The 13,990-nt window shown below is 32.0% G+C and carries 14 protein-coding genes; 1 reads left to right on the forward strand and 13 read right to left on the reverse strand.

Annotated features, from left to right (window positions below; genetic code table 11):
- Positions 1-21: 21 nt before the first annotated feature.
- Positions 22-930 carry a DUF1385 domain-containing protein gene (locus KTC92_RS11275; RefSeq protein ID WP_220286865.1) on the reverse strand — a complete coding sequence of 303 codons (909 nt, stop codon included), beginning with the start codon at positions 928-930 and terminating at the stop codon, positions 22-24.
- 2 nt (positions 931-932) lie between these two features.
- Positions 933-1,517, reverse strand: a complete 585-nt coding sequence (locus KTC92_RS11280; protein WP_165413048.1) for a thymidine kinase — start codon at positions 1,515-1,517, stop codon at positions 933-935.
- Positions 1,518-1,712: 195 nt separating this feature from the next.
- Between KTC92_RS11280 and rpmE the strand changes: the two genes are divergently transcribed.
- Positions 1,713-1,931 carry a 50S ribosomal protein L31 gene (gene rpmE / locus KTC92_RS11285; protein WP_165413047.1) on the forward strand — a complete coding sequence of 73 codons (219 nt, stop codon included), beginning with the start codon at positions 1,713-1,715 and terminating at the stop codon, positions 1,929-1,931.
- A 65-nt stretch (positions 1,932-1,996) separates the two neighbouring features.
- On the opposite strand, the gene rho is transcribed toward rpmE, so the two are convergent.
- The 11 genes from rho to KTC92_RS11340 form a co-directional block, all read right to left on the reverse strand.
- A complete protein-coding gene (rho, locus tag KTC92_RS11290; RefSeq protein ID WP_216303367.1) occupies positions 1,997-3,466 on the reverse strand; it encodes a transcription termination factor Rho in 1,470 nt (489 codons plus the stop codon).
- 207 nt (positions 3,467-3,673) lie between these two features.
- Positions 3,674-4,018 carry a hypothetical protein gene (locus KTC92_RS11295; protein WP_220286864.1) on the reverse strand — a complete coding sequence of 115 codons (345 nt, stop codon included), beginning with the start codon at positions 4,016-4,018 and terminating at the stop codon, positions 3,674-3,676.
- Positions 4,019-4,299: 281 nt separating this feature from the next.
- Positions 4,300-5,898 carry a CTP synthase gene (locus KTC92_RS11300; RefSeq protein WP_220286863.1) on the reverse strand — a complete coding sequence of 533 codons (1,599 nt, stop codon included), beginning with the start codon at positions 5,896-5,898 and terminating at the stop codon, positions 4,300-4,302.
- 245 nt (positions 5,899-6,143) lie between these two features.
- A complete protein-coding gene (locus KTC92_RS11305) occupies positions 6,144-6,437 on the reverse strand; it encodes a ribose-5-phosphate isomerase (protein ID WP_216303370.1) in 294 nt (97 codons plus the stop codon).
- A 155-nt stretch (positions 6,438-6,592) separates the two neighbouring features.
- Complete coding sequence (locus KTC92_RS11310; RefSeq protein ID WP_165413042.1) at positions 6,593-7,015, reverse strand: DUF1934 domain-containing protein; 423 nt, start codon at positions 7,013-7,015, stop codon at positions 6,593-6,595.
- A 14-nt stretch (positions 7,016-7,029) separates the two neighbouring features.
- Complete coding sequence (locus tag KTC92_RS11315; RefSeq protein ID WP_216303371.1) at positions 7,030-8,013, reverse strand: tRNA 4-thiouridine(8) synthase ThiI; 984 nt, start codon at positions 8,011-8,013, stop codon at positions 7,030-7,032.
- Positions 8,014-8,091: 78 nt separating this feature from the next.
- Positions 8,092-9,123, reverse strand: a complete 1,032-nt coding sequence (locus tag KTC92_RS11320) for a D-alanine--D-alanine ligase family protein (RefSeq protein ID WP_220286862.1) — start codon at positions 9,121-9,123, stop codon at positions 8,092-8,094.
- Positions 9,124-9,533: 410 nt separating this feature from the next.
- Complete coding sequence (ypeB, locus tag KTC92_RS11325; RefSeq protein WP_220286861.1) at positions 9,534-10,904, reverse strand: germination protein YpeB; 1,371 nt, start codon at positions 10,902-10,904, stop codon at positions 9,534-9,536.
- A 72-nt stretch (positions 10,905-10,976) separates the two neighbouring features.
- Positions 10,977-11,606, reverse strand: coding sequence for a stage II sporulation protein R (gene spoIIR, locus KTC92_RS11330; RefSeq protein ID WP_165413245.1), 630 nt, complete (start codon positions 11,604-11,606; stop codon positions 10,977-10,979).
- Positions 11,607-11,667: 61 nt separating this feature from the next.
- Positions 11,668-12,843 (reverse strand): Ger(x)C family spore germination protein, encoded by a 1,176-nt coding sequence (locus KTC92_RS11335; RefSeq protein WP_220286860.1) that lies wholly within the window; start codon positions 12,841-12,843, stop codon positions 11,668-11,670.
- Positions 12,833-13,954, reverse strand: coding sequence for an endospore germination permease (locus KTC92_RS11340; RefSeq protein WP_220286859.1), 1,122 nt, complete (start codon positions 13,952-13,954; stop codon positions 12,833-12,835). Before KTC92_RS11340 ends, KTC92_RS11335 begins: the two co-directional genes overlap by 11 nt.
- Between the last annotated feature and the right edge of the window lie 36 nt (positions 13,955-13,990).

A 13,990-nucleotide genomic window follows, 5' to 3' on the forward strand; every position in this document is an offset into this window, starting at 1 on the left:
TGAATATATTTGTTTTTTATATTAGACACATTCAATACCCTCAGCTACTTTAAGCGCCTTTATTGCCACTTCTATCTGAGACAAATCCGGTTCCCTCGTAGTTAGGTTCTGCAATTTCAGTCCTGGATAAGAAAGGATTTTAGCTAGGGTGCCTGTGCTTTTTCCCATCCATTTAATAATTTCATAGCTTCCACCCGAAATCAAAGGAAGAAGTACTATTCTATACATTATTCTTTCCCAGATTGAATTCCAACCAGTTAAAGAAAACATTATTATACTAACTATCATAACTAAAAACAAAAAATTCGTACCACATCTTGGATGCAGTCTTCCAAACTTAGCTGCATTCTCTGGAGTTAATTCAACATTGTTTTCATAACAAAATATAGTTTTATGTTCTGCGCCATGGTATTGATATACCCTCTTGATATCTTCCATTTTTCCTATTAAATATACGTATATTAAAAATATTAAAACTCTAATAATTCCTTCTACAATATTCATACCCATTGTGCTTGCGCCCACCTTACTAAAAAGACTAGCTACAAGAGTTGGTAAAATAAAAAATAACCCTATAGATATAATCAATGAAATGACGAGAGATATCCCCACAATTACATCATTGCTTTTTTCCTTGAATACTTTTTTTATCCATTTATCTAATTTTGAAGGTTCTTCCTCTTCTTCAAAAAAAGAAGCTGAATAATTTAAAGTTTTTACACCTATAACTAAAGACTCAATTAAAGAAACAAACCCTCTTATTATTGGAAGCCCCAAAATTTTATTTTTTTTAGTGTAAGCTGTGTATCCTTTTTTCTCCACTACAATTTCCCCTTGCTCAGTTCTCACCGCGGTGGCAATTCCCGCGCTTCCTCTCATCATAACCCCTTCAATTACTGCCTGACCTCCGACATTTATGTTTTTAGCCATAGTTACACCCCTTCTTTTGGGACAATGTGACACTTTCTACATCGCGCTTCATAGGATTCCGTAGCTCCAATTAAGACAATGGGATCTTCATATTTAGCCGGTTTCCCATTAATTAAACGTTGAGTTCTAGTAGCCGGATTGCCACACACTACACAAATCGCCTGAATTTTGTCAACAAATTCCGCCACAGCCAGAAGTGTAGGTATCGGTCCGAAAGGTATCCCTCTAAAATCCATATCTAAACCCGCGCATATAACCCTTTTATTGCTATCAGCTAAGGTAGTGATTACATCAATTATACCTTTATCAAAAAACTGTACCTCATCTATAGCAATAACTTGTGTATCCGCATCTAAGAGCTGCAACATCTGTGCGCTATCCTTAACCGGAACTGCATCTACCTTAGTTCCGGAGTGAGACACCACGTCTCCCCTGCTGTATCTATTGTCAATTTCAGGTTTAAAAACCTGCACTTTCTGTCTTGCAATTTTAATTCTTCTTATCCTACGTATAAGCTCCTCAGACTTCCCGCTGTACATAGGCCCTATAATAACTTCCACCCAGCCATGATTTTTTGGTCCGTACATATTTTTCCCTCCAATTTGTTAATCCATGTTTTAAAAGCATAGCTTTAAGTATGCCTTATAATTTTATGGCAAATCTTACACATGTTTTTTTACTTTAATATATTTTTATTCTTATTGACTTAATTATTAATTATATGATAAAATTAAAGAGTTGACAATACGGGTATATATTTTTTTTTGAAAGAGGTGAAAAATATGCAAGAAGCAATACATCCAGAATACCATCACGACACAGTTGTTAAATGCGCATGTGGAAACACTTTTACTACAGGATCTACTAAACAAGAACTTAAAGTAGACGTATGTTCTAATTGCCATCCATTCTACACTGGTAAGCAAAAGAATATTGATGCCGGTGGAAGAGTTGATAGATTCATGAAGAAATTTAACATAAAAAACGAAGATGCAGAATAATATATTAATGGAAAAGATTTAATTATCTTTTCCATTTTTTTAATTATACTAATTTAAAAATTATGTTATCTAGCTAATAATTCAAAATTCTTATTTATCATCTCAAAAAATTCATTATTACTCTTTGTTGTAGCTAATAAATTTAGGAGTTTTTCTGTTACACCTAATGCATTACCTTCTCTATACATTATCTTCCTTAAATTATATATAGTCTCCATTTCAATCTTAGTAAGCAATAAATCTTCTCTTCTTGTCCCTGATTTATAAATATCTATCGCTGGGAATATTCTTCTTTCTTGAAGTTTTCTATCTAAGTGAACTTCCATATTTCCTGTACCCTTGAATTCCTCAAAAATCATATCATCCATTCTACTTCCTGTTTCTACCAAAGCAGTAGCAAGAATTGTCAAACTTCCACCCTCTTCTATATTTCTAGCCGCTCCAAAAAATTTCTTTGGCATCAAAAGTGCACTAGGATCGAGTCCTCCGGATAGAGTTCTTCCTGAAGGGGTCACAGTTAAATTGTAAGCTCTAGAAAGCCTAGTTAAACTATCTAATAGAATAACTACATCTTGGCCTTGTTCTACCATTCTTTTAGCTCTCTCAAGAACCATAGAAGCTACTTTTGTATGATGATCTGGTTCTTCATCAAAAGTTGAATAAATAACTTCACCATTAATAGATCTCTGCATATCAGTAACTTCCTCAGGCCTTTCATCTATTAAAACAACAATTAGTTTTACTTCTGGGTGATTTATAGAGATACTGTTAGCGATTTTTTTAAGAAGTGTTGTTTTTCCCGCCTTTGGCTGTGCTACAATTATGCCTCTCTGCCCTTTTCCTATAGGAGAAATAATATCCATCATTCTCGAAGACAAATCAGTTGCACATGTTTCTAGTGTCAATCTTTGAGTTGGATAAATCGGAGTTAACTTTTCAAAAGGTCTTCTACCTACAGCTCTGTCAGGATTTTCTCCATTTACTTGTTGTACATACAACAGAGCTTTAAATTTTTCACCCTCTTTAGGCGTTCTAACCTTACCTTCTACTTCATCACCTGTTTTTAAGTTAAATCTTCTAATTTGAGATGGCGAAACATATATATCGTCAGGGCCTGATAAGTAATTATTCCCTCTTAGAAACCCATAACTATTGTTTTCGATTATTTCCAGAACTCCTCTTGCCGATCCCGATTCATTTATCATTTCTTGTAATTTTTCTTTTTTATTTTCATTTTGATTTTTAAAACCTGTATCATGTTCTGAATTATTGGTAGCTTGAGTAGTTTGAATTGGGTTAATTTCGATTTGCTTCTCTGAATTTCCTATAATATTGTCTCCAGCTGTAGAAGTGTTTTTGGGACTTATTTTTTCTCTTAAAATAACTCCATCCTTTTGCATAGAAACTGGCGTTATCTTCTTTATTTCCTCAATTAATTCACTTTTTTTAAGTTTAGAAATATTTTTAATGCCGAGTTCTTTGCAATGTTCCCGCAGCTCGACTACTGTCCTATTATCAAAATCTTTATTTATCAAAAATCTGCACCTCCGAAGGGTATTTCATATATAATATCTATTTAATAAATATCATGGGAATTTTAAAACGAGTCTACTATCCAATGAATTTTCTTGAAATGATATATTCTTTAAATTATATCCTATTTCACAATTTTAATCCACTATATTTAAATTCCCCAGCAACCTATATAGTTCCATGTCCCGCCTAATTACTTGTTTTTTCTTTTATATCATAGCGTAAATCTTCTCTATAGTCTGTCTATATTCATTTACTTTTTCAATAACTTTTTGATTCTTGCCAATTAAAAATATAGGTAAGGCTAATTGTTCACATCCTCCTATAACCATATTTATTTTAAAAAACTCCTTAATATTATAATGATAAAAATGAAACTCCTCACATAGCGAACACTTAACCTTAATTAATATTTCAGTACCTTTATGTAATTCAACTTTTAAAGAGGGAAATACAGTTTCCATGTTCTCTATTTCAAATATTGTCAGTTCGCAAATTTTGTACTCACCATTAGGATTTTTCAAAGCCATAGCAATATTAGTATCAAATACCAATTACTTCACCTCCATATTTTATACTTCTTATGTGAATTTTTTTACATAAGGATTACTAATCATCACCTGCAGTGCTGAAATGCCGTTAAAACAAATCCATTTTTCTTGGCTATAGTGTTTAATACTAAATTCTATAAATTTAATTAAATTCCTGCTAAATTTAAATTGAAACTATTAGTAAGTTTTATATAAAAATCATTATAATTTAAAATTGTTTAATAATTTGTTATGGAGTAAAAAAATAAAGGGCTGCTTATGTTACTTACAGCCCTTTAACTATATCATTTATTAAGCGAGGCCTTAATAAATGCACTAAATAATACATGTGGTTTATTAGGTCTAGATTTAAGTTCTGGATGAAACTGAACTCCAACAAACCAAGGATGATCTTTAATTTCAACTATTTCTACTAATTTTTCATCAGGACTTGTTCCTGTAAGCAAAAGTCCTGCGTCAATCATTTCTTTTCTATACTCATTATTAAATTCATATCTATGCCTATGTCTTTCATATATTACTTCATCTTTGTACGCTTCATAAGCATTAGAATCTTTTGCTAATTTACATGCATATAGCCCTAGTCTCATTGTACCTCCTTTTTCATCTAAATCTTTTTGGTCTGGCATTAAATCTATTACTGGATACTTCGTCTGCGCATCGATTTCTGAACTATTAGCGGTTTTGAGTCCCGACGCATTTCTTGCATATTCTATAACAGCGCATTGCATACCAAGGCATATCCCAAAGAACGGCACTTTATTTTCTCTAGCATATCGAGTCGCCTGTATTTTGCCTTCAATTCCTCTATCACCAAATCCTCCAGGCACCAATATTCCGTCAACATCTTCCAATATTTCACTTGCATTCTCTGAAGTTATATCGCAGGCATTTACCCATTTAATTTCTACATTGCAATCGTTAAAAAGACCTCCATGACTCAATGCCTCAACAACAGAAATATATGCATCATGAAGTTCTACATATTTTCCTACTAAAGCTATTTTTACATTTCCAGATAAACTCTTTAATTTATCTACCATATTAATCCACGCACTATTATCTATTTCAAGACAAGTAAATTTTAATTTTTTACACACTAGGGTATCTAATCCTTCTTTGTGAAGCATAAGTGGCACTTCATATAAATTCTCAGCATCCAAGTTTTGAATTACGCAGTTCGCCTCCAAATTACAGAACAGACCTATTTTGGACTTCAAATCATCAGATATCTCCTTCTCAGAACGACATACTATGATGTCTGGCTGAATGCCTATACTTCTCAATTCTTTTACAGAATGTTGGGTTGGCTTGGTTTTAAGTTCTCCAGCCTTCCTTAAATATGGCACTAATGTAACATGGATAAAGCAAACATTCTCTATTCCTACTTCATACTTCACCTGCCTTATAGCCTCTAAAAAAGGTAAAGACTCAATATCCCCAACAGTTCCACCGATTTCAGTTATAACAACATCTACGTCTTTTTCTTTAGCTACTCGATAGACCCTTTCTTTTATCTCATTAGTTATATGTGGGATTACTTGCACTGTACCACCTAAATAGTCCCCTCGCCTCTCTTTTGATATGACTGACCAATATACTTTCCCTGTGGTTACATTACTACTCTTGCTTAAGTTCTCATCAATAAATCTCTCATAATGCCCTAAATCTAAATCTGTTTCCGCACCATCATCCGTAACAAAAACTTCACCATGCTGATATGGACTCATGGTGCCCGGGTCCACATTTAAATATGGGTCAAATTTTTGAATAGAAACCTTTAACCCTCTATTTTTTAAAAGCCTTCCTAACGAAGCTGCTGTTATTCCTTTCCCTAAAGATGACACTACTCCCCCTGTAACAAATATGTACTTAGCACTCATAATTACTCCCCCTATGTTTTATTGCTCATCATAAGTTATTTAACTATTATAAAAAACAACTTGACAAATGTTCTTTATAATTCTATAATAGGAATTACCCTATAAATTGAATAGTATGGTATAATGGCGTATTTATTATTAAAATAATACTATTATTTTAGCATATTTTTTTGTCATTCACCAGTGTTTTTTTGTTTTTCTTTTTTTTTGAGTTTTGTTATGTATAATCTCAAATATTTACATTTCTAGTTGTCTCTATCTAATATGTTTTCTATTTCGAAATACCTCTCTCTAAATTCTTTATTAATGAAAAATCGTTCCTCTGCTTTTTTTAACCCATAATTAGCAGCTCTTTTGTTTGAAATCAGAAAATTCTTATAAGCGCTTTCTTCATCTCCACATTTATACTTTTTTAATAATAAGAATAAAATATACTTACACTCTCTGTCTTTTAATATTTTTAATGATTCATGACTTTTTATGCCTTTAACGTAACAAATAGCTTCTATTATCTTCTCATAATTAATATTTTTTAACATTAAATCACTCCTAGATTTTCTATATATTATGTTGTCACTTAAATTATTGACACTTATACACAAAAACTATACACATAACTTTAACTTGTTGTTAAAAAAAAAGTGTATCATGTTAATAAAGGCTATGTTCTAAAATTAGAACATAGCCTTTATTTTTATTGTGCTTTAATGTTAATTTGCAAAGTCGTACTTAAAACTTGTTGATTCCCTATTATCATATCATAATCTATAAATACATCTCCGCCGTTATCGTCCACATTCATCTTTAACTCCTTAGTATCCACAGTAAGATCTAATGCTCCATGGGGCGTATTGTATAAAGTTAAGTCCCTTACATACTTCTTAAATTTCATTTCAGTATTAGTAGTTCCTGTTCTTATAAGTGTAAACTTTTCTTCATCAATTTTTAAAGTAGTAGTAGTTCCCTTCATTCCTGAAATCTCGGTCTCTTCATATACTGCATAATAGCAATCATCTTCTTTATAAAATTTACCCGGTGTCACCACCTCAATTGCTTCACCATCATCTTCATTGTCAGCTTGTTTGCTAACAACTGAAATTATTGCGTTTTTCTTCATACCCTTACCCCTCGCTATTTTAAAATGTAGTTGTTTATTTCTTCATCAGTTGCAGGCGTTATATCTATAAATTTATTTAAAGGCTGATCATAACTGCCATAACTAATAGATATATTTTTTTCATCCTTACCCTTACAATATCTCCCCGCAATTTTAGCTGCAAATTCAATATCTTCATTTGTCTCTTTGCCAATTATAGCAACAGTAGACCCATTATAATCCGCAGATAAGAATACTAAATCTTCCTGCGTTAAAAGTTGTTTTAATAATTCCCCCTCTTCCTGAGTTCTTGTAGATATAATCCTAGCATCCTTAGATACCTTAAAATGTCTTCCTATTTTTAATAATTCTAGATCTTTTTTTGATATATCTTCTTTATACTCGAAGAGGTCCTTAAGTCTTATAGAATAGTTAGGCTCCGTAAGTTTACATCCACCAGCAGGTGATGGATACTCTAGAATACCCCACATTTGTGCTAGTTCCATTTGAGTCTTTCTGCTTCTCCCTTTTATATCCAAAAGAGCATTTCTATCTATTAACCCTTCAATCTCCATTTGAGTTGGATTAAGATTCTTAGCGCATAATGGTCTTAAGATTTTATCTCCTATACCCGATTCATTTTTCACTATATCTAAAGCTGATCTATTTTGCGACATAGGTCTTTGATTTAACACTTCTCCTGTTATAATAAAATCCGCATGAAATCTCTCTAATAGCTCTCCACTATATCTCATCATCATAGCATGGCAATCGATACAAGGATTCACATTCTTCCCATATCCATGTTTTGGATTTCTTACCATTTCAAAATGTTCATTTGAAAAGTCTATAACTTCTAATGGTATATCTATTTGTTTAACGATTTTCAATGCATTTTCCTCATTGAAAAAGTGTGATTTAAAGCATATCCCAATGACTTCTATTCCCTGATCTTTTACAAGTTTTGCTGCTAATATACTATCAAGGCCTCCAGAAATCATAGCCAAAGCTGTTGTCATAAGCAATACCTCTCTTTACTGTATTTTAATAATTCCTATTAAACCATCTCCTGCGGAGCTGAAATGTCGTTAAAACTACTATTTATTGTTCCTATTGATAGCCAATTCAATAAGTTCATCAATAAGCTTCACATAAGTTTTCCCTGTAGCTTGCCACATTTTAGGGTACATACTTATTTGAGTAAAACCCGGTATAGTATTAACTTCATTTAAATAAACTTCTTCTGTTTCTTTATCCACTAGGAAATCCACTCTTGCCATTCCAGCACAATCTAGTATTTTATAAATTTTTATAGCTTCATCTTTAATGGTCTGTAGCTTAGCTTCACAGAGCGCTGCAGGTATTAAAAGTTTAGATTCCTCGTTTTTATATTTAGCTTCATAATCATAAAATTCTTTTGCGGGGATTACTTCTCCCGGAATAGCCGCCTCAGGATAATCATTCCCTATTACAGCAACCTCAATTTCCCTTGCATTAATGGCCTGTTCAACTAAAATTTTTCTATCATATTTTAGAGCTTCTTCTACTCCAAGCATTAATTCATATTTGTTGTGTGCTTTTGTTATACCTACAGAGGACCCTCCATTAGACGGTTTAATAAATACTGGATAGCCCAATTTTTTTTCTATCTTTTCTATTAATATTTCTTTGTCTTTTGCATGTTCGCTCGAATTTATTACCACATAATCAGCTTGCTTTACATTGAATTTTTCTAATAAGTATTTTGTATATACTTTATCCATGCAAATAGCAGAGGACATTACTCCGGGACCCACGCAAGGAATATTGGATAATTTGCACATACCTTGAATAGTTCCATCTTCTCCAAATGAACCATGCAATACTGGGAATACTACATCCACTTCTTTATTAAATATAATTTTTTGTCCCTCTGGCCTCTTATAATATTCGTCCTTTTCCCATTCACCATTCTCTATGTTATCTAATTTACCAGTATATTCAAACCATAGCCCATCCTTAGTTATTCCTATAGGGTATATATCATATTTTGTTTGATCAATATTTTTCAATACTGATGTTGCTGACATTCTCGAAACCTCATGTTCTGTGGACTGACCACCAAATAACACTGCTATCTTCTTTTTCATTAACGCTCACTCCTTATAACCATAGTAACCATTTTCCAAATAAATTTAGTATTACATACTAGTTTTTTAGTATATAATACTAAATTTTTTTAGTATTGTATCATATTATATCATTTTTATCTATTCCTTTGTATTTTAATTTTCAAAACTCACTTTCTCTAATAACACCACTCAAAATTATAATGGCAAATTAAATCATCTCCTGGGTCGCTGCATAGCTTCGAAGAAGATGAATTGACGACTTCAGAAGGAGATTTATACTCCACTTATAGAAGTGGGATACTTCCCGTCTGAAACGTCGTTAAAACAACTCAATTAAAGAGAGGATATACGTGCATAAATCGCACATATATCCTCTCTTTAATTGACTACTACATGTAATATTTTCGTCCTCTTAACCTTTTATTATACTAAATAGTTAACTTGCCATTAGGCGTGTCTATTATTTCCATTATTCTTTCTTCATAACCAGTATCAGCATTAATGTACACTATAAAATTTTTCTCCTTATATAACCCTAAAAACTCATAGCACAATACTTCTTTATTAGTCTCGGTTGGTATGACAGCCAAACTAATTTTATTTATTTTCAGCCTTTTACCAACCTTTTCTTGCGCTTTTGCTGCTGTTACTTTTGGTTTAACGTTCTTCCTTTTTTCAACATGAGAAATTAGAAATTTTTCAGATTCAATTCCTATAATACTACCATCGTCTAGCGCAATCTTAAGCTTTACTTGATCTGGATAAATCGCCACTTCTCCTTGTTTATACACATAACTTACCACTACTGTATTATCATAATTCAGCACGTATGTAGACTCCATATTTTTATATCCTATTTTACTAATAAACTTACTTCCACTTTGTATTGCCTTATCAGCATTCAAAGTTGGTTTTCCTATAGCCCTATTATCTAATAAATATACTATTCTACCTCCATTTTTACTTACTTCTATTACTGCTTTACCATCACCTTTACCTCTACCTTTAAATGTTACATGAAAGTTGTAAGCAGGTATTTTAGTCTTCCCTTCTTGTGGGTTACTTTCAATGCTTTCAATTTTATCTTCTCCAAATATATTTTTTATTATCTTGATTGCTTCTTTTTCGCTTACTTCCTTTTGGGACATTATTTTAGGCTTTATTTCTAATACATTATCTGAGAAAGGCCCATCATAAATTAATGCTGGATACTGAACTATTTGTTTTTGTATACCCGTGAATTTTTCAGTCACAAGGCTCTTACCCTCTTTTGCAAATACTCCACTACTTTTTTTCCTAATCTCTCCCCATTTGACTTTACCTTCATTTATTTCAGAAAGCACTCCATTTAATTGTTCCTGGAGCGTATACGATTGCATCTCTAATTTGTCAATTAATTCATATTCCTTATCATTAAGTTCCTTTCCTTCTGATGATGCTTTGCCTAAAGTGTAGCAGAAATCTCCTACTTGAGTTAAAAATTCACTAGTATCCGAAATAACTGATTGTTCGAGTGGCAACGAATGTAATTTATCATTTGCGGTGGCTGAATGTCTAAATATTTCTTCAAAGACTACTATGCTCTGTTCTCTAGACCCCACAATAGCAGATTTACCTAGGTTTACCCTTATATTTTGTACAGAACTAACAAGTTCATACATATTTTTACTATATTGACCTTGAAGATAATTTCTATAATCTAATCTTTCCAAAAACATTAGTATAGCAAAAGTAGTTGAAAATACAACAATTATAGTTACAACACTTGTATACAAAATTCTTTTCTTTAGCATTTTCATATGTTTCCCTCCCGGTATTCTTCATAAGGGGATAATAATTATTATCCTCCTAGTAGTCTTCTAGATATTTTTTCAACTAAATAATTTGTTAAAAATCTCGCCAATTTTAAATTTAACAACTATTTTTTTATTATTTACAGTATTATCTACCAAATTATACTCATCATCCGACAATACTGTTTTCATTTCTTTTTCCGTTTTTTCATATGATACATTTCCTTTAGTAATATCTACAAAACATAATGGTGGAAACATAACACACCACCAGTTTTGGCCTGTGCCAGTTCCAATAATAATTCTGTAAGCCTCATATTTACCTTGAGGCAAAGTTATATTTCCGTAGGTTTTAACTGGAAAGTTTTCCTCTGAAAGTGTCGATGCTACGGAATATTTAAACCCATTTTTCTTTATAACCGTTTCCGCAATTTTTTTAATGTTTTTATTTTCATTCTTTATAATCTTTCTTGATTCTTCTATGCTCTTGCAATCCTTAAGTTTTGGTGATATATATTTTAAAACAGAATCTCTTACTTTTAATTTTAACTTTTGATCTGTTTTGTCATCACTATTAGCTATTACATGAAACCTTATAAGTTTACCAGCAACATCACTTTGGTTTACTTTTCCACTCATATTATTTGTATTTAAAGCTATGGAAATTAAAATAATTATGGTAATGCTTGTTAATATAAATTTTTTCATGTTTATCCCCCCCGGATATAATGATTCACATTAAAAGTATTAACATATTATGCAATTTTATTCATTGAACTGCTCCGATTCTTCGAATTTTAGTATTAACAGTCACATTTACTGTTGCATTTTTATATTTCCCATCCCAATCCTTTTCTATTTTGTTCCATAACGAAGGGTTAAATTTTTCAATATTTTCACGGGTTCCAAATGGATCTATCTCAAATCTTTTTATAGCAATTCCCATGTTTTTTTCACATTCTTCACTAATTGACTTATTAAAAGTATTTTGCAGTCTTTGCAACTCACCTTTTTCAAGTATTCTTTTACCTACATAATAGCCACCCAGCTGACCCTCAAGGCTTATATCTATATCAATAGCTAACTTACCTCCTTCCTGCGTAACTTTCATTTTCCTTTCATATCCGTCTATTATATAATCAACAGGGTGTCCTTCCATGTATATAACTTTTTTACCAGCTTTAAACTTCCCACTTAACAATTGGATATCCATCAGCTCGATTGGCGTAAAATATCCTTTTAATTCATAATCTTTAATTATAGCAGCACCAGTTAAAATCAATTCTTTTTTCCCCTTATCTAAAGTTATTCTAGGTAGTAACGCACTTCCATTTTCGCTTAAAAGAATAAGAAATTCATTTAAATTTATGCTCATAATTCTAGAATTTCTCTTGCTGTTATCCATAAGTCCAGAAATATAATATTGGGTGCTATTTTCTGTCATAGGTTTAAATTTTATATAGTCTTCAGCTATGCCTTCCGAAACAACTACCTGAAGCATTCTATTTATGCTAGGATTTCGTTGCATATAATCCACAATCTCTTTGACAGTATCTTTATATTTTAATACATCATCGCTTAATATAAGTAACTTAGCATGCCCCATATATATATCTCTACTACTTTTAGCTATGGCTTCTGACGCAGCATCCTCCATAGAGGATGCCTGCGTATTAATGTATTTTTCCTGTGGACTCCCACCTTTATCCCCCCCTATCACACTCATGTCTGGAAATCCATAAGTTACATCAATTTTTTTAATCTTCGCCTCAGCAAATGGTTCTTCCGGATTAATACTTTTTAATTCCTTTTCTTTATCAATATCTTCCCCTGCGTCAACAGCTATAGTAGATATGAAATTAAGCCTATCTATTTCTACTTTATCCCAGCATCCGCTAAGCAACATACAGCTTAAGATAACCGGTAAAACCTTCTTAAATTTCATCCGCACTTTTCCGCCCCCCTTTACCCTTACTTTTACATTTACCTACCAATAAGATGAGTATCGGCAAGAGTAGAAAAAGAAATATCGCCGTTAATATAACTGGTGTCGTTTTAAATTGCAAAGCATAAAGTTCTGCTATATTTTGTGGATATAGTGCTACGACATAAATAATAGGCATAATTAAAAGTGAAGATAGTTTAATATCTTTCAATTTAAATACATTTTTTACAATCTCCCCCGAAAAGAAATAAGCATTAACAAAGGTGGCGAAATAAAAAAATATCCAGAACGCCATTACTATTCCTTCCCACCGTTCTATAAATGAACCTGGTATATATAATGATCTTATCATGGAAATAGTTGGCCATAATAAAATTCTACTCTGCGATTTAGAGAACACCGCTAAAACAAGTATCATTACAATTAGATAAAAGATTGTTACAAACATAATACTCTTTTTTAACACACGGGGTGAATTGCTCTTATTCTTAACATAAGGGAGAATAAGGTAGGCTATTTCAATCCCACCAAAACAGAATAAAATATACCTAGAAGCCCTAAAGTAATCGGACGGCTTATTATTAAGTACTGGTAATAAATTTGTAAAATCTGCATTTATTGCGATAAGTATGAAAACTGTAAAAGCGGGAATAAACATAATCCAAAATACAATTTCATTAAACTTAACTAAATCACATATTTCACCTCTAACTAAGTAAGTTCCTGTTAAAATAGTAATCATCAAAATAAATTCTGTAGGAGTTCGCCTTAATAAATGTAATTTAATTACTTCAGCAAACTCCCTCATTCCAAGAGAAGCAATAAATATACTATAAATTGCAAATGTAATCCCAAATATGCCTCCAAGAAGCTTTCCAAAATTATTCTGCAATATATTTGTAAGTTCTTCAAAATCGTTTTTATCCATAACCATGTACATAAGATACAGTAATAAAAAAACAACTATTCCGCCGGCTAAAGTAACTATCCACGCGTCACTACCTACTTTATCTATGACTTCTCTTGGGCTGGAAAATATCCCTACGCCTACTATAGCTACCACTACAGTAGTAAACAACCCAAAGTCTCCAATTATCTTTTTATCTCTCATAATATCCCTTTAGCCTCCACATAAAAGATGTACAAA

Origin of the sequence: Clostridium sp. CM027 (assembly GCF_024730565.1) — a bacterium.
GTDB classification, from domain to species: domain Bacteria; phylum Bacillota; class Clostridia; order Clostridiales; family Clostridiaceae; genus Clostridium_AD; species Clostridium_AD estertheticum_B.